General features: G+C 66.5%; 24 protein-coding genes and 1 tRNA gene. 6 read left to right on the forward strand and 19 right to left on the reverse strand.

Features of this window, described 5'->3' with window-relative positions; genetic code table 11:
• Positions 1 to 31: 31 nt before the first annotated feature.
• The gene (locus VAR608DRAFT_RS30810) at positions 32 to 655 is read left to right on the forward strand and encodes a glutaredoxin family protein (protein WP_088957528.1); all 624 of its coding nucleotides are present in this window, start codon (positions 32 to 34) and stop codon (positions 653 to 655) included.
• A gap of 7 nt (positions 656 to 662) precedes the next feature.
• On the opposite strand, the gene rpiA is transcribed toward VAR608DRAFT_RS30810, so the two are convergent.
• Complete coding sequence (gene rpiA, locus VAR608DRAFT_RS30815; protein ID WP_088957529.1) at positions 663 to 1,364, reverse strand: ribose-5-phosphate isomerase RpiA; 702 nt, start codon at positions 1,362 to 1,364, stop codon at positions 663 to 665.
• Positions 1,365 to 1,404: 40 nt separating this feature from the next.
• On the opposite strand from rpiA, the gene VAR608DRAFT_RS30820 reads away from it, so the two are divergent.
• Positions 1,405 to 2,472: a quinone-dependent dihydroorotate dehydrogenase gene (locus tag VAR608DRAFT_RS30820; RefSeq protein ID WP_088957530.1), complete on the forward strand. Its 1,068-nt coding sequence runs from the start codon at positions 1,405 to 1,407 to the stop codon at positions 2,470 to 2,472.
• A gap of 13 nt (positions 2,473 to 2,485) precedes the next feature.
• On the opposite strand, the gene VAR608DRAFT_RS30825 is transcribed toward VAR608DRAFT_RS30820, so the two are convergent.
• The 14 genes from VAR608DRAFT_RS30825 to uvrB all read right to left on the reverse strand — a co-directional run bounded on the left by VAR608DRAFT_RS30825 (position 2,486) and on the right by uvrB (position 13,793).
• Positions 2,486 to 3,172, reverse strand: coding sequence for a phage holin family protein (locus tag VAR608DRAFT_RS30825; RefSeq protein ID WP_088957531.1), 687 nt, complete (start codon positions 3,170 to 3,172; stop codon positions 2,486 to 2,488).
• Between the two features lie 72 nt (positions 3,173 to 3,244).
• Positions 3,245 to 3,553 (reverse strand): glycine zipper domain-containing protein, encoded by a 309-nt coding sequence (locus VAR608DRAFT_RS30830; protein ID WP_088957532.1) that lies wholly within the window; start codon positions 3,551 to 3,553, stop codon positions 3,245 to 3,247.
• Positions 3,554 to 3,643: 90 nt separating this feature from the next.
• Entirely contained in the window at positions 3,644 to 4,741 is a 1,098-nt protein-coding gene (locus VAR608DRAFT_RS30835; RefSeq protein WP_088957533.1) for an NAD(P)/FAD-dependent oxidoreductase, read from the reverse strand.
• Positions 4,742 to 4,771: 30 nt separating this feature from the next.
• Positions 4,772 to 4,918 (reverse strand): stereocilin, encoded by a 147-nt coding sequence (locus tag VAR608DRAFT_RS30840; RefSeq protein WP_088957534.1) that lies wholly within the window; start codon positions 4,916 to 4,918, stop codon positions 4,772 to 4,774.
• Between the two features lie 123 nt (positions 4,919 to 5,041).
• Positions 5,042 to 5,116, reverse strand: a tRNA-Val gene (locus VAR608DRAFT_RS30845).
• Positions 5,117 to 5,153: 37 nt separating this feature from the next.
• Positions 5,154 to 5,873: a DNA polymerase III subunit epsilon gene (dnaQ, locus tag VAR608DRAFT_RS30850; protein WP_088957535.1), complete on the reverse strand. Its 720-nt coding sequence runs from the start codon at positions 5,871 to 5,873 to the stop codon at positions 5,154 to 5,156.
• Positions 5,873 to 6,211 (reverse strand): ISC system 2Fe-2S type ferredoxin, encoded by a 339-nt coding sequence (gene fdx / locus VAR608DRAFT_RS30855; RefSeq protein WP_088957536.1) that lies wholly within the window; start codon positions 6,209 to 6,211, stop codon positions 5,873 to 5,875. Before fdx ends, dnaQ begins: the two co-directional genes overlap by 1 nt.
• An 11-nt stretch (positions 6,212 to 6,222) precedes the next feature.
• Positions 6,223 to 8,079 (reverse strand): Fe-S protein assembly chaperone HscA, encoded by a 1,857-nt coding sequence (gene hscA, locus VAR608DRAFT_RS30860; protein ID WP_088957537.1) that lies wholly within the window; start codon positions 8,077 to 8,079, stop codon positions 6,223 to 6,225.
• 90 nt (positions 8,080 to 8,169) lie between these two features.
• Positions 8,170 to 8,688, reverse strand: a complete 519-nt coding sequence (hscB, locus tag VAR608DRAFT_RS30865; RefSeq protein WP_088959067.1) for a Fe-S protein assembly co-chaperone HscB — start codon at positions 8,686 to 8,688, stop codon at positions 8,170 to 8,172.
• A gap of 90 nt (positions 8,689 to 8,778) precedes the next feature.
• Entirely contained in the window at positions 8,779 to 9,102 is a 324-nt protein-coding gene (gene iscA, locus VAR608DRAFT_RS30870; RefSeq protein WP_088957538.1) for an iron-sulfur cluster assembly protein IscA, read from the reverse strand.
• Positions 9,103 to 9,187: 85 nt separating this feature from the next.
• Complete coding sequence (iscU, locus tag VAR608DRAFT_RS30875; protein ID WP_088957539.1) at positions 9,188 to 9,601, reverse strand: Fe-S cluster assembly scaffold IscU; 414 nt, start codon at positions 9,599 to 9,601, stop codon at positions 9,188 to 9,190.
• An 18-nt stretch (positions 9,602 to 9,619) separates the two neighbouring features.
• Positions 9,620 to 10,840 carry an IscS subfamily cysteine desulfurase gene (locus VAR608DRAFT_RS30880; RefSeq protein WP_088957540.1) on the reverse strand — a complete coding sequence of 407 codons (1,221 nt, stop codon included), beginning with the start codon at positions 10,838 to 10,840 and terminating at the stop codon, positions 9,620 to 9,622.
• Positions 10,841 to 10,910: 70 nt separating this feature from the next.
• Positions 10,911 to 11,447 (reverse strand): Fe-S cluster assembly transcriptional regulator IscR, encoded by a 537-nt coding sequence (iscR, locus tag VAR608DRAFT_RS30885; RefSeq protein ID WP_088957541.1) that lies wholly within the window; start codon positions 11,445 to 11,447, stop codon positions 10,911 to 10,913.
• Between the two features lie 213 nt (positions 11,448 to 11,660).
• On the reverse strand, positions 11,661 to 13,793 hold the full coding sequence (gene uvrB / locus VAR608DRAFT_RS30890) for an excinuclease ABC subunit UvrB (RefSeq protein ID WP_088957542.1): 2,133 nt from the start codon (positions 13,791 to 13,793) through the stop codon (positions 11,661 to 11,663).
• A gap of 111 nt (positions 13,794 to 13,904) precedes the next feature.
• Here uvrB and VAR608DRAFT_RS30895 point away from each other — a divergent pair, with 111 nt between their 5' ends.
• The 4 genes from VAR608DRAFT_RS30895 (at position 13,905) to VAR608DRAFT_RS30910 (ending at position 17,987) form a co-directional block, all read left to right on the forward strand.
• The gene (locus VAR608DRAFT_RS30895) at positions 13,905 to 15,101 is read left to right on the forward strand and encodes an amino acid aminotransferase (RefSeq protein ID WP_088957543.1); all 1,197 of its coding nucleotides are present in this window, start codon (positions 13,905 to 13,907) and stop codon (positions 15,099 to 15,101) included.
• A gap of 231 nt (positions 15,102 to 15,332) precedes the next feature.
• Positions 15,333 to 16,736, forward strand: coding sequence for a polyhydroxyalkanoate depolymerase (locus VAR608DRAFT_RS30900; RefSeq protein WP_088957544.1), 1,404 nt, complete (start codon positions 15,333 to 15,335; stop codon positions 16,734 to 16,736).
• A 4-nt stretch (positions 16,737 to 16,740) separates the two neighbouring features.
• Entirely contained in the window at positions 16,741 to 17,355 is a 615-nt protein-coding gene (locus VAR608DRAFT_RS30905; RefSeq protein ID WP_088957545.1) for an RnfABCDGE type electron transport complex subunit B, read from the forward strand.
• Positions 17,352 to 17,987 carry a LysE family translocator gene (locus tag VAR608DRAFT_RS30910; RefSeq protein ID WP_088957546.1) on the forward strand — a complete coding sequence of 212 codons (636 nt, stop codon included), beginning with the start codon at positions 17,352 to 17,354 and terminating at the stop codon, positions 17,985 to 17,987. The genes VAR608DRAFT_RS30905 and VAR608DRAFT_RS30910 overlap by 4 nt, the downstream gene beginning before the upstream one ends.
• Before the next feature lie 12 nt (positions 17,988 to 17,999).
• Here the strand turns inward: VAR608DRAFT_RS30910 and VAR608DRAFT_RS30915 are convergent, their stop codons facing one another.
• From VAR608DRAFT_RS30915 to meaB, 4 genes are all read right to left on the reverse strand, one after another.
• Complete coding sequence (locus tag VAR608DRAFT_RS30915) at positions 18,000 to 18,476, reverse strand: VOC family protein (RefSeq protein WP_088957547.1); 477 nt, start codon at positions 18,474 to 18,476, stop codon at positions 18,000 to 18,002.
• Positions 18,476 to 20,524 (reverse strand): acetyl-CoA carboxylase biotin carboxylase subunit, encoded by a 2,049-nt coding sequence (locus VAR608DRAFT_RS30920; RefSeq protein ID WP_088957548.1) that lies wholly within the window; start codon positions 20,522 to 20,524, stop codon positions 18,476 to 18,478. Before VAR608DRAFT_RS30920 ends, VAR608DRAFT_RS30915 begins: the two co-directional genes overlap by 1 nt.
• 138 nt (positions 20,525 to 20,662) lie before the next feature.
• Positions 20,663 to 22,195: an acyl-CoA carboxylase subunit beta gene (locus VAR608DRAFT_RS30925; RefSeq protein ID WP_088959068.1), complete on the reverse strand. Its 1,533-nt coding sequence runs from the start codon at positions 22,193 to 22,195 to the stop codon at positions 20,663 to 20,665.
• Between the two features lie 67 nt (positions 22,196 to 22,262).
• On the reverse strand, positions 22,263 to 23,318 hold the full coding sequence (meaB, locus tag VAR608DRAFT_RS30930) for a methylmalonyl Co-A mutase-associated GTPase MeaB (RefSeq protein WP_088957549.1): 1,056 nt from the start codon (positions 23,316 to 23,318) through the stop codon (positions 22,263 to 22,265).
• Position 23,319 lies beyond the last annotated feature (1 nt).

Genomic DNA, 23,319 nt, shown 5'->3' on the forward strand with positions numbered 1-23,319 from the left:
ACTCGGCGTCATCCGACTCCGGGAAATCTCGATGAAACACCACTCTGCCATCGCCGGCCTCGCCTTGCTGCTGGTCGCCACCTCGTCCTTCGCGCAAGCGGTCTATCGCCAGGTCGACAAGGACGGCCGGGTCAGCTTCTCCGACCAGCCGCCGACGGCCTCTTCGCAACCCGCCACGCCGCGAGCCGGCAACACGGTCGGTTCGGCCGCGGGGCTTCCCTACGAATTGCGGCAGGTGGCCCAGCGCTATCCGGTCACGCTCTATACCGGCGAAGAGTGCGGCCCGTGCGGTGCGGCGCGTTCGCTCCTGACGACGCGCGGCGTGCCATTCAGCGAACGCACGGTCAAGAGCAACGAGGACATCGCCGCCCTGCAACGCCTGAGCGGCCAGATCGGCGTGCCGCTGCTGACCATCGGCTCGCAGCAGCTCAAGGGCTTCTCGGACAGCGAGTGGTCGCAGTACCTCGACGCCGCGGGCTATCCGAAGAGTTCGCAGTTGCCGGCGAGCTATCAGAATCCGCCGGCCCAGCCGCTGGTGGCCCTGGCGCCCGCCGCCAAGCCTGCCGCTGAAGCGTCCGCGCCTGCCGCCACCCCGGCACCCGCGGCCCCGTCGAGCGGGCCGTCGCCGAGCAATCCCGCCGGCATCAAGTTCTAGGAGGACTTCAGCCGAAGCGCATCGTCCGCACGCCGGACGAGGTGCCCAGCAGGCACACGCTGGCCCGCTGGCGGGCGAAGACCCCCACCGTGACGACGCCGGGCCACTGGTTCACCTCGGTCTCGAAGCCGAGCGGATCGGTGATCCGCAGGCCGGTCACGTCGACGATGTGCTGGCCGTTGTCCGTCACCAGCGGCGCCCCGTCCTTCTGCCGCACCTGGGCCTGCCCACCGAGGCGGGCGAACTGGCGCATCACCCGCTGCGTCGCCATCGGGATCACCTCCACCGGCAGCGGAAACGCCCCCAGCGTATTGACGAGCTTGGACGCATCCGCGATGCATACGAAGCGCCGGGACTGGGCGGCCACGATCTTCTCCCGCGTCAGCGCCGCGCCGCCGCCCTTGATCATGTAGCCGCGGCCGTCGATCTCGTCGGCGCCGTCGATGTAGACCGCGAGCTCCTCGACCTCATTGCTGTCGAAGACCGGGATGCCCAGCGCCCGAAGCCGCTCGGTCGATGCCACCGAGCTGGAAACTGCCCCCCGGATCTGCGACTTGATGGTGGCGAGCGCGTCGATGAACTTGTTCACGGTCGAGCCGGTGCCGACGCCGACGATCTCGCCCTTGACGACGAAATCCAGTGCGGCACGGCCAACTTGCGCCTTGAGTTCGTCCTGGGTCGGGGCCGGTGCAGGAGCGGGAGAAGTCATCGGGGAGAATCCTTGGCTGATTGAAGTCGAGAATTATCCGATGCCCCTGCCGTTGCCCTCGTCGCTTTATGGACTTGCACGTCCCTTCCTGTTCGGTGTCGACCCCGAGCACGCCCACGAAATCACCCTCGATGCGCTCGCGCGCACGCAGAACACGCCGCTCGCCTGCGTCTACGCCGCGCCGCGCGTGGAGGATCGGATCACGCTCGCGGGGCTGACCTTTCCCAACCGGGTCGGTCTCGCGGCCGGCCTCGACAAGAACGCGCGCTGCATCGATGCCTTCGCCGCGATGGGCTTCGGCTTCGTCGAAGTCGGGACCGTCACGCCCAAGGCACAGCCCGGCAATCCCAAGCCGCGCATGTTCCGGCTGCCGCAGCAGCAGGCGCTCATCAACCGCCTGGGGTTCAACAACGAAGGCCTCGAGGCCTTCATCGCGAACGTGCAACGCGCGCGTTTCCGCCGCGATGCCTCGAAGCTGCCGATGCTGCTCGGCCTCAACATCGGCAAGAACGCCGCCACGCCGATCGAACGCGCGGTGGACGACTACCTGATCGGCCTGGACGGCGTGTATCCGCATGCCGACTACGTGACGATCAACATTTCGAGCCCCAACACCGCGAACCTGCGTTCGCTGCAGAGCGACGAAGCCCTCGATGCACTGCTCGGCGCCGTGGCCGACAAGCGCGAGGCGCTCGCCGCGCGGCAAGGCCGGCGGGTGCCTCTCTTCGTGAAGATCGCGCCCGATCTCGACGAAGCCCAGGTCAAGGTGATCGCGGCGACGCTGCTGCGGCACGGGATGGACGGCGTCATCGCCACCAACACCACGCTGTCGCGCGAGGCCGTGGCGGGCTTGCCGCATGCCGAAGAGGCCGGCGGCCTGTCGGGCGCACCGGTCAGGGAAGCCAGCAATCGCGTCATCGCGCAGCTGCGGGCCGCCTTGGGAAGCAAGTTCCCGATCATCGGTGTCGGCGGCGTGCTGAGCGCGGCCGATGCGAAGTCGAAGATCGACGCCGGTGCGGACGTGGTGCAGATCTACACCGGATTGATCTATCGCGGGCCGGGGCTGGTCCGGCAGGTGGCCCAGGCGCTGCGCCGCGGCGGCGCCTGAGCGGCCGACCAGATCAGCGCATCCGCCAGAGCACCGGGACGATCACGCTGGCCCAGCGCACGATGCGGCGCGGCCCGAGGACGGCGACCACCGCCGCGACAGCCACGCCGGCCGCGACCGGGTGCTCGCGCGCGATGCGCATCGCCACCGCGCTGGAGCTTTCGTTCGGCACCGGCGCTTCTCCCTGTCGCGACGAAGCGGCTTCGAGCGTGGCAATGCGCACGCGCTGCTTTTCGATGCGCGCCTGCAATTCCTCGCGTGTGTGCGGTCGGGGCTCGCGCGGTGCCGCGCCCGGCTTGGCCTTTCCAAGGCTTTCACGCAGCCATGCGCGGTCGCGCTCGAACTCGCGAAGGACCGGCTCGAACGCCGCCGACGACTTGCCCGTCATCGACAGCAGAGCCACCACCGAGGCCAGCCAGAGCGCCACCCAGACCGCCGCCACCAGCCAGGCGGCGACCGCGCGCTGCGGCGTGTCCCAGAAGTGGACGACGATCGCCACCGAGAGCAGCGCGATCGCGATCGTGGTGAGTCCGGCCACCGCAATGACGAGTCCGAGCATCCATCGCAGGCGCTTCTTCTCGTCTTCCCAGGCAAAGCGCAGCAGTTCGGCCCGGTCTTCGGCCGCCAGGGCGCCCTCACCGATCAGGATGCGCAGGCGCCGCAGCTGGGACTTGATCCCGAACAGCGACGACAGCCTCATGCGCCGGCCCCGCGAGCCCCCCGCCAGAAGCGGGGCCGGGTCCGCTTCCCGGCGGCGCGGAGGCGGATCAACTCAGCGGCGGCCAAGCAGCAGGCCCACCAGGACGCCCACTGCCAGCGCAGCGCCGGCGATCTGCCAGGGCTCGTCGTGTGCGTAGGCGTTGGCCGAGCTGGCGGCCTCCCGCGCCTTCTTGGCGGCGATGCGGCTCTTTTCGGCAGCCAGCTCGCGGGCGATCGCCAGCTTGCTGTCGATGCGCTGGCGAAGGGCCTTGATGTGAGGGACGGAGTCGAGATCCTTGCTGGCGAGCACACCGCGCACGTCGCTTGCGATGTCTTCCGCTACAGCGTTTGCCGCCTCTTCGAGATTGGTGGTTGCAGTCATTGAAAAAGGTCCTCCTCAACGCGCCGGCACCGCGCCGGCAACTCACGCCGACAAGCGACGCACCGCCGCATGGTACATGCCTCTCCGCATCTACGACAGAAGTCCGGCCACTTGACGTGCGATGGCCAGGCTGCTCGTCAGGCCCGGTGATTCGATCCCGAACAGGTTGACGAGGCCCGCAATGCCGTGGTCGGCCGGCCCGGCGATCATGAAGTCGGCAGGCGCCTGCGTCGGGCCGGAGATCTTGGGCCGCATGCCCGCATAGCCGGGCAGGAGCGCGCCGTCGGGCAGTCCGGGCCAGTACTTGCGGACCTCCGCGTAAAAGCCCTGGCCGCGAGCGGGATCGACCACGAGGTCGTCCGGGCGATCCACCCATTGGACGTCCGGCCCGAACTTGGCCTGGCCGCCCAGGTCCAGCGTGAGATGCACGCCGAGGCCCGCCGCCTCGGGGACCGGATAGATCAACCGGCTGAAAGGTGCGCGCCCGGCCAGGGTGAAGTAATTTCCCTTCGCGTAAAAGGCCTGCGGCAGCGATTCGGAAGGAAGCCCTTCGAAGCGCCGCGCCAATGCGGGGGCCGCGAGTCCCGCGGCGTTCACCACGCTGGCGCAGCGCAGGTGCGTGCCGTCTGCGGTCACGAGCACGATGCCCCCGCCCTCGCACCGGGCGCTCGCGACGCCCGACTTCAGCGCCACGACGCCTCCTGCATGCTCCAGGTCGCCCTGCAGGCTCAGCATGAACGCATGACTGTCGACGATGCCGGTGCTCGGCGAAAGCAGCGCGGCGGTGCATGCCAGTTGCGGCTCCATCGCGCGCGCCTCCTCGCCCGAGAGCAGGACCATGTCGTCCACGCCATTGGCGGCCGCCTTGGCCATGATCCCGGTGAGCTGTTCGACTTGCGTCTCGGAGGTCGCGACGATGAGCTTGCCGCAGCGGCGATGCGGCACGCTGCGCTCGCGGGCATAGTCGTAGAGCAGCTTCTTGCCCTCCACGCACAGCCGGGCCTTCAACGAGCCCTTTGGGTAGTAGATGCCGGCGTGGATCACCTCGCTGTTGCGCGAGCTCGTGCCGGTGCCGATGGCGCCCTCGGCTTCCAGCACGATGACATCGCGCCCCTGCAAGGCGAGGGCCCGCGCCACGGCCAGACCGACCACGCCGGCGCCGATGACGGCGCAATCGAATTCATCCATGCCGCGAGCATAGCGGCGCGGGGCCGCCGATCACCCCGCCTTGCCGGCGGATGCGGTCTTCGGCAGCGCGAGATCGCCGGGCGGCGTCGCGGGTCCTTCGTCGGGCTCGACGGGAAGCTCGGGAACGTCCGGTGGGTCGGGCGTGATGGGAGGCGGAAGATCTGGACTGGTGGCCATGGCGTTCTCCTTCAACCACACCGTTCTACGGGAGGTGAAGACGCGATGCAACAGGCCGTTCCCTTCGCGGCTTCGCAGGCGCCAACCCGGGCGCAGGAAGCGGAGAAACCGAAGAGAGGGAATTGGTGGGCGGTGCAGGCTTCGAACCTGCGACCCCAGCAGTGTGAATGCTGTGCTCTACCCCTGAGCTAACCGCCCGAAGCGCCGGCGATGCCTTGCGCTGCGAAGCCTTAGATTATGCCACAGCCATTTCGCCGATTTTGCGAAATAGCGTCCGGCCGCCGCTACTTTTGTCGAGCTGCACCAGGACTTCCTCGTGCTCGGCCAGTTCATGCTCCGCGGCAACGAGCACCGGCAGCTCGAAAGTGCGCAGGTCGACGACCAGGACGGTGCCCTGCTTCGGCTCGTCGGTCGCGACGTCGATCAGCAGCGCGTCCTGTCCGCGCGTGAGATTGATGTAGACGTCCGCGAGCAGCTGTGCATCCAGCTTGGCGCCGTGGAAGGTCCGGTTCGAGCGATCGACACCGAAGCGGTCGCAAAGCGCATCCAGCGAATTGCGCTTGCCCGGGTACACCGACTTCGCCATCGCCAGCGTGTCGGTCACCTCCGAAACGAAGCTGCGCAGCGGCGGCAGCCCCGCCAGTTCGAGTTCCTTGTTCAGGAAGCCGACGTCGAAGGCCGCGTTGTGAATGATCAGCTCGGCGTCGCGAAGGTATTCGATGATGTCGTTCGCCAGCGTGCCGAACTTGGGCTTGTCGCGCAGGAAGTCGGTGGTCAGGCCGTGCACCTTGAGCGCGTCTTCATGGCTTTCACGCTCGGGATTGAAGTAGATGTGCAGGTCGTTGCCGGTGAGCTTGCGATTGAACAGTTCGACGCATCCCAGTTCGATGATGCGGTCGCCGTTCTCGGCGGAAAGGCCGGTGGTTTCGGTGTCGAGGACGATCTGCCGGGTCATCAATGATTTTCTTTGGCGTGATTGATGGAGTACTTCGGAATTTCAACCGTGAGGTCCGATTGTGCAAGGATCGCCTGGCAGCTCAGGCGCGACTGCGGCTCCAGGCCCCAGGCGCGGTCGAGCAGGTCCTCTTCCTCTTCCTCCGCGTCGTTCAGCGATTCGAGGCCCTTGCGCACGATCACGTGGCAGGTGGTGCAGGCGCAGCTCATCTCGCAGGCGTGCTCGATATGGATGTTGTTCTCGAGCAGGGCCTCGCAGATCGAGGTGCCCGCGGGCGCGCTGATTTCGGCGCCCTCGGGACAGTACTCGGCGTGGGGAAGGATCTTGATCGTGGGCATGGCGCGTTCTTCTAGAGGGACTCGATCTGGCGACCTGCGAGCGCGCGCGCGATGCCGGCATTCATGCGCTGCGCCGCGAAGGCTTCGGTGCCGTCCGCGAGCGCCTTGGTGGCGGCCTCGATCACCGCCGCGTCGCCGGACGACTGCGCGCGGCGCAGCGCATCCATCCGCGCATCGATGGCTTCGCGCTCCTCGACGGACAGGAGAGCCCCGTCTGCATCCAGGGCGCTCTGCGTGGCCAGCAGCATGCGGTCGGCATCCACGCGGGCTTCGACCAGGGCACGCGCCTGCATGTCCTGCTGCGCGGTGGAGAAGCTCTCCTGCAGCATGGTGGCGATCTGCTCGTCGGTGAGCCCGTAGGACGGCTTGACCTTGACGCTCGCCTCCACGCCGCTGCCCTGCTCCTTCGCGCTGACGCTCAGCAGCCCGTCGGCATCGACGGTGAAGGTGACGCGGATGCGCGCCGCACCGGCGGCCATCGGCGGAATGCCGCGCAATTCGAAGCGCGCGAGGCTGCGGCAGTCGGCCACGAGGTCGCGCTCGCCCTGCACGACATGCAGCGCCAGCGCCGTCTGGCCGTCCACGTAGGTCGTGAAGTCCTGCGCCATCGCGGTCGGGATGGTCTGGTTGCGCGGCACGATGCGTTCGACCAGCCCGCCCATGGTCTCGATGCCGAGCGAAAGCGGAATCACGTCGAGCAGCAGCAGGTCATCGGCGCCGCCGTTGCCGGCCAGCTGGTTGGCCTGGATCGCGGCACCGAGGGCCACCACTTCGTCGGGGTTCAGGTTGGTCAGCGGATCGCGGCCGAAGAACTTGCCGACCGCGTTGCGGATCTGCGGCATGCGCGTAGCGCCGCCGACGAGCACGATGCCCTTGAGCTCTGCCGGCTGCAGCCGCGCGTCGCGCAGCGCCTTGCGGACCGATGCGATCGTGCGTGCGGTGAGCTTTTCGGTGGCGGCTTCGAACTGCTCGCGCCGCACTTCGAGCTTGACTTCGCCGGCCTGGAGGCTGGCCGAGAACGTGGCCGCCTCGGCCGTGGAAAGCGCTTCCTTCGTCGACCGGGCCGCCACCAGCAGTGCGGCCTTGTCGGCATCGCTGCTGGCCTTGTACCCCGCTTGCGCGAGGACGAATTCGGCCAGCGCGAGGTCGTAGTCGTCGCCGCCCAGGGCCGAGTCGCCGCCGGTCGCGATCACCTCGAACACCCCCTGCGTCAGCCGCAGGATCGAGATGTCGAAGGTGCCGCCGCCCAGGTCGTAGACCGCGTAGACGCCTTCGCTCGCGTTGTCGAGCCCGTAGGCAATGGCGGCCGCCGTCGGCTCGCTGATGAGGCGCAGCACATGGAGGCCGGCGAGCTGCGCGGCGTCCTTGGTCGCCTGGCGCTGGCCTTCGTCGAAGTACGCAGGGACGGTGATCACCGCACCATACAGGTCATCGACGAAGGTGTCCTCGGCCCGGTAGCGCAGCGTCGCGAGGATCTCGGCGCTGACCTCGATGGGCGACTTCTCGCCGGCGGTGGTCACGACGTGGACCATGCCGGCCTCGTCCGTGAGGTGGTAGGCCATGGCATCGCGGTTCTCGATGTCCTGCACGCCGCGGCCCATCAGCCGCTTGACCGAGGTGATCACGTTCGCAGGATCTTCGGCGCGCGCCGCCAGGGCATCGAATCCGATCTGGCGGCGGTCCTTGTCGAGGTAGCGGACGGCCGACGGCAGGAGCACGCGGCCTTCCCCATCGGGCAGGCACTCGGCCACCCCGCTGCGAACCGCGGCCACGAGCGAATGCGTGGTGCCGAGGTCGATGCCGACGGCGATGCGGCGCTGGTGCGGATCGGGCGCCTGGCCGGGTTCTGAAATCTGAAGCAGTGACATCAGGCCTCCCGCCGGGCCGCCCCAAGGGAGGCCTGCTCCCCCTCGGGGGGCAGCGAATACACGAAGTGATGAGCGTGGGGGTTCATGGTTCTATTGTCCCAACTGGTCCGACTTGACTTCGATGTCGTGGGCAAAGCGCTCAATGAACATGAGGGCTCTGATCTGTTTTGCCGCCCCCGGGTAGTCGCCCTTTTCGTCGATGAGCCAGTCGAGCGACGACAGCGCGCGGGCACGGCCGGCTTCCACTTCGCCGCGGAGCTTCTCGATCCCGGCATCGTCATCCGCCTCCTCGAGTTCCTCGCGCCACGCGATCTGGTTCATCAGGAAATCCGGCGGCATCGCCGTGTTGTTCTCGGCATTGATCGGTGCGCCGTTCAGCTCGCAAAGGTAGGTCGCGCGCCTGATGGGATCCTTGAGCCGCTGGTAGGCCTCGTTGATGCGCACGGACCATTGCATGGCGACCCGCTGCGCGGCGGCGCCCTGGGCGGCAAAGCGGTCCGGGTGCGCTTCGCGTTGAAGTTCCTTCCAGCGGGCATCGAGTGCCGCGCGGTCCTGGGCGAAGGTCGCCGGGACGGCGAACAGTTCGAAGTCGGTATCGGTGAGGTTCATCAGGCAGGTCGCCGGGCCGCCCCTGGCATGGTTGTCAAAAAGCCGCCAGCACATGACATGGTGGCGGCTCGGGCTCGAGGCCTGAGGAGATCAGATGCGGAAGCTCTCGCCGCAACCACAGCGGTCGCGTTCGTTCGGGTTGTTGAACTTGAAGCCCTCGTTGAGGCCTTCGCGGACGAAGTCGAGCTGGGTTCCGTCGAGGTAGGCGAGACTCTTGGGGTCGACCAGCACCTTCACGCCATGGTCTTCGAACACCACGTCTTCGGGCGAAAGCTCGTCGACATACTCGAGCTTGTAGGCCAGGCCCGAGCAACCGGTGGTCTTGACGCCCAGCCGCACCCCCACGCCCTTGCCTCGCTTTCCGAGGTAGCGGGCGACGTGGCGCGCGGCGGATTCGGTCAGGGTCACAGCCATACTTGCCCCCACGCTCGGCACTTCGTGTCCTCGCTGCCCCTCGAGGGGGTGCGAGCTTGCTTGGGGCGGCCCTGCGCTGCGCTCATCAATGAGCAGCCTCCGCCGCCTTCGTGGCAGCGCCATGCTTGGCCTTGTAGTCGCTGACTGCCGCCTTGATCGCGTCTTCCGCGAGGATCGAGCAGTGGATCTTGACCGGCGGCAGCGCCAGTTCCTCGGCGATCTGCACGTTCTTCAGCGCGGCGGCCTCGTCGAGCGTCTTGCCCTTGACCCACTCGGTGACGAGCGAGGACGAAGCGATCGCCGAACCGCAGCCGTAGGTCTTGAAGCGCGCATCCTCGATCACGCCCGTCTCGGGGTTGACCTTGATCTGCAGCTTCATGACGTCGCCGCAGGCGGGTGCGCCGACCATGCCGGTGCCCACCGAGGCGTCGCCCTTTTCAAAGGAGCCGACGTTACGGGGATTTTCGTAGTGGTCAATGACTTTCGATGAATAAGACATGGGGTACCTCTTGGACTTTTAGTGAGCCGACCACTGGATCGTGCTGAGATCGACGCCCTCCTGGAACATCTCCCAGAGCGGGCTCAGTTCACGGAGCTTCGCGACGTTGTGCTTGATGGTGGAGATCGCATAGTCGATCTCTTCCTCGGTCGTGAAGCGGCCGATCGTCATGCGCAGGCTGCTGTGGGCCAGCTCGTCGCTGCGGCCCAGCGCGCGCAGCACGTAGCTGGGCTCGAGGCTGGCCGAGGTGCAGGCGGAACCGCTGGACACTGCTATTCCCTTGATGCCCATGATCAGCGACTCGCCTTCGACGTAGTTGAAGCTCATGTTCAGGTTGTGCGGCACGCGGTGCTCGAGATCGCCGTTGATGAAGACCTGTTCGACATCCTTCAGGCCGTCGAGCAGGCGCTTCTGCAGGGCGCGCGCCTTGGCGATGTCTTCCTTCATTTCGAGCTTGGCGAGGCGGAAAGCCTCGCCCATGCCCACGATCTGGTGCGTCGGCAGCGTGCCCGAGCGCATGCCGCGCTCGTGGCCGCCGCCGTGCATCTGGGCTTCGAGCCGCACGCGCGGCTTGCGGCGCACGTACAGCGCGCCGATGCCCTTCGGGCCATAGGTCTTGTGCGAGGCCAGGCTCATCAGGTCGACCGGCAGCGTCTTGACGTCGATCTCGATCTTGCCCGTCGCCTGCGCTGCGTCGACGTGGAAGATCACGCCCTTCTCACGGCAGATGTTGCCGAGCGCCACCATGTCCTGCACCACGCCGATCTCGTTGTTCACGAACATCACGCTCGCGAGGATCGTGTCGGGCCGGATCGCGGCCTTGAAGGCCTCGATGTCGAGCAGGCCGTCTTGCTGCACGTCCAGATAGGTGACCTCGAAGCCCTGGCGCTCGAGTTCGCGCATGGTGTCGAGCACGGCCTTGTGCTCGGTCTTCACCGTGATCAGGTGCTTGCCCTTGCCCTTGTAGAAATGGGCAGCGCCCTTCAGCGCCAGGTTGTTCGATTCGGTGGCGCCGGACGTCCACACGATCTCGCGCGGATCGGCGCCGATCAGGTCCGCCACGTAGTCGCGCGCCTTTTCGACGGCTTCCTCGGCTTCCCAACCCCAGGCGTGGCTGCGTGACGCCGGGTTGCCGAAGTGCTCGCGCAACCACGGAATCATCGCGTCGACGACGCGCGAATCGACCGGCGTCGTCGCGCCGTAGTCAAGGTAGATCGGGAAATGGGGAGTGACGTCCATGGCTGGCTCGGGCTGGCGTGGGGTGGGTTCTTTTCGTGCGGCGAATCGGCGCCCGAAGGCGCCTTCGGGTTCAGGATTTCGCGAAGGCGTTGCCGAGCGCGAACACCGAATTGGGCGCATTGACCCGGATCGGCTTGACGACCGGCTGGCTCGAGATCGCGCGCTTGACGGCGGGCTTGTTCTCGATCTGCACGCCCTTGGCGATCTGGTCGTCTACCAGCTTCTGCAGGGTGACCGAATCGAGGAACTCGACCATGCGCTGGTTCAGCGATGCCCAGAGCTCGTGCGTCATGCACCGGCCGGCCTCGCCGAGGCAGTTTTCCTTGCCGCCGCACTGCGTGGCATCGATCGGCTCATCGACGGAAACAATGATATCGGCCACGGTGATATCCGAAGCCTTGCGGCCGAGCGAGTAGCCGCCGCCGGGGCCGCGGGTCGATTCGACCAGCTCGTGCCGGCGCAGCTTGCCGAACAGTTGTTCCAGATAGGACAACGAAATCTGCTGCCGCTGGCTGATTGCGGCCAGCGTGACTGGACCGGTGTTCTGGCGCAGCGCCAGATCGATCATGGCTGTCACCGCAAAGCGGCCTTTGGTAGTGAGACGCATCGCAAGCTCCTTGAGTGCTTACCGTTGAAATGACACCGCGGCCAGGGCCTGGTGACGTCGTCTCCGCCCTGCCCGACCCTGCTTGACCGGTGAACCTGTCAATGGGAGTCGGCCCTTCATCGCGAAGTTTCTAGTTTGTTGAGTATTTCGCTCAAGTATACCAGAAGGCCCTGTCGCGCGCTCGGGTAAACCCGATTGCAGGACCGGACGGTCTCAAGCGGTCGATTCGCCGGGGGCGGACGGGACGATGTTGTCGTGCCCGGGACCGCCGAAAGCCTGCTCGCGCAGCAGCGCCAGTTGGTCGCGAACCCGCGCCGCCTTCTCGAATTCGAGGTTGCGGGCGTGCTCCAGCATCGTCTTCTCGAGCCGTTTGATTTCGCGCGCGATGTCCTTTTCGGACATGTCCTCCACCTTGGCCCGCTCGATGTCGCGCTTGGCCGATTCCTTGCTCGCCTTTTCGCTGTAGACCCCGTCGATGAGGTCGCGCACCTGCTTCACGATGCTGCGCGGCGTGATGCCGTGGGCCTCGTTGTAGGCGATCTGGCGCGCCCGGCGGCGCAGGGTCTCGTCGATGGCCTTCCTCATCGAATCGGTGACCCGGTCCGCGTACAGGATCGCCTTGCCGTTCAGGTTGCGCGCCGCCCGCCCGATGGTCTGGATCAGCGAGCGCTCCGCGCGCAGGAAGCCTTCCTTGTCGGCGTCCAGGATCGCCACCAGCGACACCTCGGGGATGTCCAGCCCCTCGCGCAGCAGGTTGATGCCGACCAGCACGTCGAAGGCGCCCAGGCGCAGGTCGCGCAGGATCTCGACCCGCTCCACCGTGTCCACGTCGCTGTGCAGATAGCGCACCTTGACACCGTTGTCGACGAGGTAGTCGGTGAGCTGCTCGGCCATCCGCTTCGTCAGCGTGGTGATGAGCACGCGCTCGCCCTTCTCGACCCGCAGGCGGATTTCCTGCAGTACGTCGTCCACCTGATGGGTCGCGGGGCGGACCTCGACTTCCGGGTCGATCAGGCCGGTCGGCCGGACCAGTTGCTCGACGACATTGCCGGCGTTGTCCTTTTCATACTGCGCCGGCGTGGCCGAGACGAAGATGCACTGCCGCATCCGCGTCTCGAACTCCTCGAACTTGAGAGGGCGGTTGTCCAGCGCCGACGGCAGCCGAAAGCCGTATTCGACGAGTGTCGTCTTGCGCGCCCGGTCGCCGTTGTACATCGCGCTGAGCTGGCCGATCATCTGATGACTCTCGTCGAGGAACATCAGCGCGTCTTTCGGCATGTAGTCGGTCAGGGTGGCCGGCGGGTCGCCCGGCGCCGCGCCCGAGAGGTGCCGCGTGTAGTTCTCGATGCCCTTGCAGTGGCCGATCTCGGCCAGCATCTCAAGGTCGAAGCGCGTCCGCTGCTCCAGCCGCTGCGCCTCGACCAGCTTGCCTTCGGCCAGGAAGAACTTCAGCCGCTCGTCCAGTTCGAGCTTGATGGTCTCGACCGCGCGCAACACCTTGTCGCGCGGCGTGACGTAGTGGCTCGACGGATAGACGGTGAAGCGTGGAATCTTCTGCCGGATGCGCCCGGTGAGCGGGTCGAAGAGCTGCAGCGATTCGATCTCGTCGTCGAACAGCTCGACGCGGATCGCCAGCTCGCTGTGTTCGGCCGGGAAGACATCGATGGTGTCGCCGCGCACGCGGAAGGTGCCGCGCGCGAAGTCCTGCTCGTTGCGCGTGTACTGCATGCGGATCAGCCGGCCGATCACGTCGCGCTGCCCGATCCTGTCGCCCTCGCGCATGATGAAACGCATCTGCGTGTAATCCTCGGGCGTGCCGATGCCGTAGATGGCGCTCACGGTAGCAACGATCACGGTGTCGCGCCGCTCCAGCACGCTCTTGGTGGCCGAGAGCCGCATCTGCTCGATGTGCTCGTTGATCGAGCTGTCCTTCTCGATGAAGAGATCGCGCTGGGGAACGTAGGCTTCCGGCTGGTAGTAGTCGTAGTAGCTGACGAAGTACTCGACCGCGTTCTTCGGGAAGAACTCCCTGAATTCGCTGTAGAGCTGCGCCGCCAGCGTCTTGTTGGGCGCGAAGACGATGGCGGGCCGGCCCAGGCGCGCGATCACGTTGGCCATCGTGTAGGTCTTGCCGGAGCCGGTCACGCCCAGGAGCGTCTGGAAAACCTCGCCGTCCTGCACGCCTTCGACCAGGCCCGCGATCGCCGTGGGCTGGTCGCCCGCAGGCGGATACGGCTGGTAGAGCTCGAACGGCGACCCGGGAAACCTGATGAATTCGCCCTGCTTCACCGGGTCCATGGACTCGGCGTGTGGCGACTCTGGAATGGCTTGGGAGGCTTCTGGCATGGCGTGGACTGGGAAAAGGTGCGGGCGCGGCCGGTAAAATTCAAGCGAACCGGAAAGCTTAAACGCTGCCCCGGATCCACGCGAATCGACCACCCCCCAAAGGATTTCTCCATGTCTATGTTCACCGCCGTCGAGATGGCGCCCCGCGACCCGATTCTGGGCCTCAACGAGCAATACGCTGCCGACGGCAACCCGCAAAAAGTCAACCTGGGCGTTGGCGTGTACTACGACGACAACGGCCAGCTGCCGCTCTTGAAGTGCGTCCAGGCGGCGGAACAGGACATGATGAAGGCCCCCAGCGCGCGCGGCTACCTGCCGATCGACGGCATCGCCGCCTACGACAACGCGGTCAAGGGCCTCGTCTTCGGCGCCGACAGCGAACCCGTCAAGTCGGGCCGTGTAGCCACGATCCAGGCGATCGGCGGCACCGGCGGCCTCAAGGTCGGCGCCGACTTCCTCAAGAAGCTCGCCCCGTCGGCCAAGGTGCTGATCAGCGATCCGAGCTGGGAAAACCACCGCGCCCTGTTCACCCATGCGGGCTTCACCGTCGAAACCTATCCGTACTACGACGCCGCCAGGCGCGGCATCAACTTCGACGGCATGCTCACGGCCCTGCAGACCGCCGCCGCCGGCACCATCGTCGTGCTCCACGCCTGCTGCCACAACCCGACGGGCTACGACATCACCCCCGCCCAGTGGGACCAGGTGATCGCCGCCGTCAAGGCTCGCAATCTCACCGCTTTCCTGGACATGGCCTACCAGGGCTTCGGCAACGGGATCGCCGAGGACGGCGCGGTGATCGGCAAGTTCGTCGACGCCGGCCTGACCTTCTTCGTCTCGACCTCGTTCTCCAAGAGCTTCAGCCTCTACGGCGAGCGCGTCGGCGCCCTGTCGGTCCTGTGCAAGGACAAGGACGAGGCCGCACGCGTGCTGTCGCAGCTGAAGATCGCGATCCGCACCAACTACAGCAACCCGCCGATCCACGGCGGCGCTGTGGTGGCCGCGGTGCTCAACGATCCGGCACGCCGCGCCGTCTGGGAAGAAGAACTCGCCGAGATGCGCGTCCGCATCAAGGCCATGCGCCAGAAGCTGGTCGACGGCCTCAAGGCCGCCGGCGTGAAGCAGGACATGAGCTTCATCACCTCCCAGATCGGCATGTTCAGCTACTCCGGACTGAGCAAGGACCAGATGGTCCGCCTGCGCGAGGAATTCGGCGTCTACGGCACCGACAGTGGCCGCATGTGCGTGGCCGCGCTCAACAGCAAGAACATCGACCACGTCTGCCAGAGCATCGCCAAGGTTTTCTGACCTCGATCGGCGCCGCGAAGGACCCGCGGCGCCGCTTCATCAGCTTCAGGCGCAGGCACCGGACTACGCCGTCCGGTGGCCGTGGACGACGGCGCCTGAAGCATTCGCCCCGTATTGCAAACGCTCGCATAGGCTCAATGTCACAACTGTGGCCTCCGAGTGGGGGTCACACTCTATTTCCATAGTTGAGCTGCTGATATATTGCATCGCAATAATCAATTGGCCCCTCCGATGCTCTACCAACTCTATGAAGCCCAACGCTCCCTGATGGAGCCCTTTGCGGACTTCGCGCAGGCAGCTTCCAAACTCTACGGCCAGGGCGCCGTGTTCGGCCAGACCGCCATCGGGCAACGGATGGCCGCCGGGTACGACCTTCTCTACCGGCTGGGCAAGGATTACGAGAAGCCGGAATTCGGCATCAAGACCGTCAAGGTCGGCGGCCGGGACGTCGTGATCCATGAAAGCATCGAAGTCGACGAGCCGTTCTGCCAGCTGCGTCGCTTCAAGCGCTTCACGGATGAACCCAAGATACTTCAGACGCTGAAGAGCCAGCCGGTCGTCCTGATCGTCGCGCCGCTGTCGGGCCACTACGCGACGCTCTTGCGCGACACCGTGCGCACCATGCTGCAGGACCACAAGGTCTACATCACCGACTGGGTCAACGCCCGCCTCGTGCCGCTGTCGAAGGGTGAATTCCATCTCGACGACTACGTCAACTATGTCCAGGAGTTCATCCGCTACCTTCAGGCCGAGTACGGCAACTGCCACGTCATCAGCGTTTGCCAGCCCACCGTGCCGGTGCTGGCGGCGGTGTCCCTCATGGCGAGCCGCGGCGAGAAGGCCCCGCTCTCGATGACCATGATGGGCGGCCCCATCGACGCCCGCAAGTCGCCGACCGCGGTCAACAACCTGGCGATGAACAAGAGCTTCGAATGGTTCGAGAACAACGTGATCTACCGGGTGCCTGACGGCTTTCCGGGCGCGGGCCGTCGCGTGTATCCGGGCTTCCTGCAGCACACCGGGTTCGTGGCCATGAACCCGGACCGCCACGCGAGCAGCCACTACGACTACTTCAAGAACCTGATCAAGGGCGACGATGCGAGTGCCGAGGCGCACCGCAACTTCTACGACGAGTACAACGCCGTGCTCGACATGGATGCGGACTACTACCTCGAAACCATCCGCACGGTTTTCCAGAAGTTCGACCTCGTGAACGGCACCTGGGAGGTGAAGAATCCCAAGGGCGCTGCGGAACTCGTCCGTCCGCAGGACATCCGTTCGACCGGCCTGCTGACCATCGAAGGCGAACTCGACGACATCTCGGGCGCCGGCCAGACGCGCGCCGCGCACGACCTGTGCACCGGCATCGTGTCCGACGAACAACGGCATCTGGAAGTCAAGGGCGCCGGTCACTACGGCATCTTCAGCGGCCGTCGCTGGCGCGAAAAGGTCTACCCTGAGGTCAAGGCCTTCATCCTCGAGCACGACCAGCCGCAGACGCGCGCCCCGCAGTCGGTGCTGGCGCAGGAAGATGCCGATCTCCCCACGGCGACGGCCAGGAAGCACCCGGCCATGGCGGCGGCACGCAAGACCAGCGCGCCCCGGGCCCGCACGACCGCGCGCAAATCGAAGTGACGTCGTGAGCCCGCTGGCCGCGCGCCTCCTCGAGGCGCTGCCGCAAACGCAATGCACGCGTTGCGGCTATCCGGACTGCGCGGGATATGCCCAGGCGATCGAAGCCGGCGAGGCCGGTATCGATCAGTGCCCGCCCGGCGGGGCCGAAGGGGTCATTCGCCTGTCGCGATTGACGGGCAAGCCTGCCGGGCCGGTCGATCCGAACTTCGGCGTCGAGGGGCCGCGCATGCTCGCGGTCATCGATGAAGCCTGGTGCATCGGTTGCACGCTCTGCCTGGACGCCTGCCCGACCGATGCGATCGTCGGCATCAACAAGCGCATGCACACGGTGATCGAGCCGCACTGCACCGGATGCGAGCTCTGCATCCCCGTGTGCCCAGTCGACTGCATCTCGCTCGAATCCGCCACGCCGGGCAGGACCGGCTGGCAGGCGTGGTCGCAACAGCAGGCGGACCATGCGCGCCAGCGTTACGAAGCCCGCCAGCGACGGCGCGAGAAACCCACTCCGGCGGCGGAAGCGGCGCCGGCCGCCCCGGTGGACCGCAAACGCGCGATCATCGAGGCCGCGCTCGCGCGGGCGCGCGCCGGCAAATCCAGCCCCGAATCCGGAAAGCCATGAGCATCGACACCCTCCTCCTCTTCGTCATCGCCTCGCTGGCGCTCGCGATCACGCCGGGCCCGACGATGCTGCTGGCGATGTCCAACGGGATCGCAGGTGGAATGCGGGCGGCGGCCTGGGGCATCGCCGGCGCCTCGCTCGGCAGCGCCATCGTGATCGGGACGGTGGCGCTCGGCTTGGGTTCGCTGCTCGCCGCCTCGGAATACCTCTTCAACGCGATCCGGATCTTCGGCGTCGCCTACCTCGTCTGGCTCGGCGTCAGGCTCTGGCGCACCCGGCCGACGGACGTCGCCTCCGAACTGACCGCAGCGGCGGCCAAACCGCTGCGCGGACGGCTCGCGCTGGCGCGCAGCCTGGCGGTGGCGTTGTCGAACCCGAAATCGCTGCTGTTCTTCGCGGCCTTCCTGCCGCAGTTCGTCGATACGGCTCGTGCGCAAGGCACGCAGTACCTGATCCTCGGTGCGGTCTTCGTCGGCATCGACACCTGCGTGATGCTCGGCTATGCGATGGCCGGCACGCAGGCGGTGCGATGGCTGTCGCAGCGCAGCCTGCGGGCGCTCAATCGCGGCTGCGCGGCCGGGATGTGGCTGCTGGCGGCCACGCTCGCGGTCTGGCGCCGCCCGGGCGCCTGAGCGCGCGCCGCGTCAGGCCGCGGCCAACGCCGCGAAGGCCCGGGCCACCTCCGGCGGCGCCTGAACCAGTTCGACCAGCACACCCTCGCCGGCAATGGGAAATTCCTCGTTGCCCTTGGGATGAAGGAAGCAGATGTCGAAGCCCGCCGCGCCCGTGCGGATGCCGCCCGGCGCAAAGCGAACGCCCTGCGCCGTGAGCCATTCGACTGCCTTCGGCAGGTCGTCGATCCACAGCCCGACGTGATTCAGCGGCGTGGTGTGAACCGCAGGCTTCTTCTCGGGGTCCAGCGGCTGCATCAGGTCGACCTCGACCTTGAACGGCCCGCTGCCCATCGCGCAGATGTCTTCGTCGACGTTCTCGCGCTCGCTCTTGAAGGTGCCGGTGACCTCGAGCCCCAGCATCTCGACCCACAGCTTGCGCAGGCGCAGCTTGTCGGGCCCGCCGATCGCGATCTGCTGGACGCCCAGCACCTTGAACGGCCGCGCCATCACGCGAACTCCAGGATCACCTGGTCGACCGAGAGCGACTCGCCCTTCGCCGCCGCGATGCTGCCGACCACGCCGTCGTGGGCCGCGAAGAGCACGTTTTCCATCTTCATGGCCTCGATCACCGCGAGCTTCTCGCCGGCCTGCACGCGCTGGCCCGGCTGCACCGACACTTCGACCAGCAGCCCCGGCATCGGCGACATCAGGAATTTGCTGAGATCCGGCGGCGCCTTGTAGGGCATCAGCTTGAGCAGGCGCGAGCCCAGCGGCGACAGGACCATCGCCTCGATCTGCGTGCCGTTGTGCGAGATGCGCAGCGCCAGCGGGTTCTTGCCCGCCCCGCGCTCCACCTGCGCGGTGAAGGCGCGGCCATTGACCGTGCCCTCGACGCGGATGCTGCCGAGCGGCGCCTTGCTGTCGATCTTGAAGCTGTTGGAGCCCACGGTCACGGCGCTCGAGCCCGTCTGGCCGTGGAAGTCGGTGACCGACACTTGCTTGTGAACGTGCTGCCCGCTCTCGTCCAGCACGACCACCACGAACTTCTCCCCGACCTTCACGCCGTGGCCATTGAGCTGCCCGCTGATGCCCGAGGCGCGCGCCCGGTAGCGGCGGTTCATGTAGGCGGCGAGCGCGACGAGGAAGTCCGGATCATCGTGCGGCACGTCCTCCGCATGGAAGCCCTTGCCGTAGTGCTCGGCGATGAAGCCGGTGTTGAACTCGCCGCTGACGAACTTCGGGTGCGCCAGCAGCGCCGCCTGGAAGGGAATGTTGCTGTTGATGCCGCGGATGACGAAACCGTTGAGCGCCTCGCGCATCATCGCGATCGCGTGGGTGCGGTCGCGCCCGTGGACGATCAGCTTGGCGATCATCGAGTCGTAGAACATCGGGATCTCGCCGCCGTCGTACACGCCGGTGTCGACCCGCACGCCGTAGAGGTGCTCGGTATCGGCCGAGAACATCGTCTCCTTCGGCGGCTGGAAGCGCACGAGGCGCCCGGTCGAGGGCAGGAAGTTGCGGAACGGGTCTTCCGCATTGATCCGGCACTCGATGGCCCAGCCATCCCGCTTCACGTCCTGCTGCGCCAGCGGCAGCTTCTCGCCCGCGGCGACGCGGATCATCAGCTCCACCAGGTCGAGGCCGGTGATCGCCTCGGTCACCGGATGCTCCACCTGCAGCCGGGTGTTCATCTCGAGGAAGTAGAAGCTCTGGTCCTTGCCGACCACGAACTCCACCGTGCCCGCGCTCTGGTACTTCACGGCCTTGGCGAGCGCCACCGCCTGCTCGCCCATGGCCTTGCGCGTCGCCTCGCTGATGAAGGGCGACGGCGCTTCCTCGATCACCTTCTGGTGCCGGCGCTGGATCGAGCATTCGCGCTCGTTCAGGTAGATCACGTTTCCGTGCGCATCGCCCAGCACCTGGATCTCGATGTGGCGCGGCTCCTCGACGAACTTCTCGATGAAGACGCGGTCGTCGCCGAAGCTGTTGCGCGCCTCGTTGCGGCACGAGGTGAAGCCCTCGAACGCCTCCTTGTCGTTGAAGGCCACGCGCAGGCCCTTGCCGCCGCCGCCGGCCGAGGCCTTGATCATCACCGGGTAGCCGATGTCCTTGGCGATCTCGACCGCGCGTTCGGCCGAGTCGATGGCGTCGTTCCAGCCCGGGATGGTGTTGACCCGCGCTTCGCCCGCGAGCTTCTTCGAGGCGATCTTGTCGCCCATGGCCGCGATCGAATAGTGCTTGGGGCCGATGAAGACGATGCCCTCTTCTTCCACCTTGCGCGCGAAGGCTTCGTTCTCGGACAGGAAGCCGTAGCCGGGATGCACCGCCTCGGCGCCGGTCTTCTTGCAGGCCTCGATGATGCGGTCGGCCTGCAGGTAGCTCTCGCGGCTCGGCGATGCGCCGATGTGCACGGCCTCGTCAGCGAGCTCGACATGGCGCGCTTCCTTGTCGGCGTCCGAATAGACGGCCACCGTGAGGATGCCCATCTTCTTCGCCGTCTTGATGACGCGGCAGGCGATCTCTCCGCGGTTTGCAATGAGTATTTTTTTAAACATGGTGACCTCGCGGAGAAATCGCCTTCGCGTGCTGAGCACGCAGGCACTTTGGCTTCGCCGAAACAGCCGCTTCGCGGCTGCTTTCTCCGCGGTTGGCGATCAGGATTTTCTTGAACATGTTTCTTCTCTCTCGCGCGCTCAGAGGGGGATGTTGCCGTGCTTGCGCCACGGGTTCTCGAGTTTCTTCTCGCGCAGCATCACGAGGCTGCGGCAGATGCGCTTGCGGGTTTCGCTCGGCAGGATGACGTCGTCGATGTAGCCGCGCGCGCCGGCCACGAATGGATTGGCGAAGCGCGCCTTGTATTCGGCTTCGCGCGCGGCGAGCTTCTCGGGGTCGTTCTTGTCTTCGCGGAAGATGATCTCCACCGCGCCCTTGGCGCCCATCACCGCGATCTCGGCACGCGGCCAGGCGAGGTTGACGTCGCCGCGCAGGTGCTTCGAGGCCATCACGTCGTAGGCGCCGCCGTAGGCTTTGCGCGTGATGACGGTGATCTTCGGCACCGTGCACTCGGCGTACGCATAGAGCAGCTTGGCGCCGTGCTTGATGATGCCGCCGTACTCCTGGCTGGTGCCGGGCATGAAGCCGGGCACGTCGACGAAGGTCACGACCGGGATGTTGAAGGCGTCGCAGAAGCGCACGAAGCGCGCCGCCTTGATCGACGACTTGATGTCCAGGCAACCGGCCAGCACCAGCGGCTGGTTGGCGACGATGCCCACGCTCTGTCCTTCCATGCGCGCGAAGCCGATCACGATGTTCTTCGCATAGTCGGGCTGCAGCTCGAAGAAGTCGCCGTCGTCGACCACCTTCAGGATCAGCTCCTTCATGTCATACGGCTTGTTCGGGTTGTCCGGCACCAGCGTGTCGAGAGACAGGTCGGCGCGGTCCGCCGGGTCGCCGCTCGGGCGCACCGGCGGCTTCTCGCGGTTGTTGAGCGGCAGGTAGTTGTAGAGGCGGCGCAGCATCATCAGCGCCTCGACGTCGTTCTCGAAGGCCATGTCGGCCACGCCACTCTTGGACGTGTGCGTGGAGGCACCACCGAGCTCCTCGGCGGTCACGTCCTCGTGCGTCACCGTCTTCACCACCTCGGGGCCGGTCACGAACATGTACGAGCTGTCCTTGACCATGAAGATGAAGTCGGTCATGGCCGGCGAATACACGGCGCCACCGGCGCACGGGCCCATGATCATGCTGATCTGCGGCACCACGCCCGAGGCCATCACGTTGCGCTGGAACACCTCGGCATAGCCGCCGAGCGAAGCCACGCCTTCCTGGATGCGCGCGCCGCCCGAATCGTTGAGGCCGATCACCGGTGCGCCGACCTTCATGGCCTGGTCCATCACCTTGCAGATCTTCTCGGCATGCGCTTCGCTGAGCGCGCCGCCGAAGACGGTGAAGTCCTGGCTGAAGACGAACACGAGGCGGCCGTTGATCATGCCGTAGCCGGTGACCACGCCGTCGCCCGGGATCTTGCTGTCGGCCATTCCGAAGTCGCTGGAGCGGTGCTCGACGAACATGTCCCACTCTTCGAAGGTGTTGTCGTCGAGGAGCAGCTCGATGCGCTCCCGCGCGGTCAGCTTGCCCTTGGCGTGCTGTCCATCGATGCGTTTCTGTCCACCGCCCAGGCGTGCCTGCTCGCGGCGCTTTTCGAGTTCTTCGAGGATTTCTTTCATGGCTTGATGGGTGTCGGAGTTGATCTTGTTGGGTGTCGGGTTCTCGGCATTTGGCATGGGCGGCAGGCTACGCCTGTCCGCCCTGCGACGCCAGAAGATTGCGCGCCGCCGTCGAAGCGGGGAGCCTGCCCGCCGCGACCTGGGCGATGGCTTGTGGCAGCAGCTCGCGAACGGCCGGATGCTGGCGGAAGGCCTGCTTGAGGCCGGCGTCGATGCGCTCCCACATCCACGCGAGCGCCTGCTTCTCGCGGCGCGCGGCGAGCCGGCCGTTGGCGGTCTGCAGTGACTTGAATTCGAGAACGGCTTCCCAGAACGCATCCACGCCGGTGCCGACCAGCGCGCTGATCTGGATCACCTTGGGCTGCCACTGAACGGCCGGCGCAGCCGAACCCGGTGCGGCATGCGCCCCATGGACGATATGCGCATGCGCCGGATTGCCGTGGTGCCCGAAGAGGCGCAGCGCCGAGGTGATCTGCGCCTGCGCACGCGTGGCGGCGTCCTTGTCCAGATCGGCCTTGTTGATGACGACCAGGTCGGCGAGCTCCATCACGCCCTTCTTGATCGCCTGCAGGTCGTCGCCCGCATTCGGCAGCTGCAGCAGCACGAACATGTCCGTCATGCCCGAGACCGCGGTTTCGCTCTGGCCGACGCCGACCGTCTCGACGATCACGATGTCGTAGCCGGCGGCTTCGCACACCAGCATCGCCTCGCGCGTCTTCTCGGCGACGCCGCCGAGCGTGCCCGACGAGGGGCTGGGCCGGATGTAGGCGCGCTCGTGGACCGAGAGCTTCTCCATGCGCGTCTTGTCGCCGAGGATGGAGCCGCCGGACACAGTCGACGAAGGATCGATGGTCAGCACCGCGACCCGGTGCCCGCGCCCGATCAGGTACAACCCCAGCGCCTCGATGAAGGTCGACTTGCCGACGCCCGGCACGCCCGAGATGCCGAGCCGGAACGACTGGCCCGTGTGCGGCAGCAAGGCAGTCAGCAACTCGTCGGCCTGCGCGCGATGATCGGCGCGGGTCGATTCGAGCAGCGTGATCGTCTTGGCGATCGCACGCCGCTGCGCAGGACCTTCCGACGCCACCACGGATTCGACAGTGACCGTTGATCGAACCGGCATG

This window comes from Variovorax sp. HW608 (assembly GCF_900090195.1).
In the GTDB taxonomy this organism is placed as follows: Bacteria; Pseudomonadota; Gammaproteobacteria; order Burkholderiales; family Burkholderiaceae_C; genus Variovorax.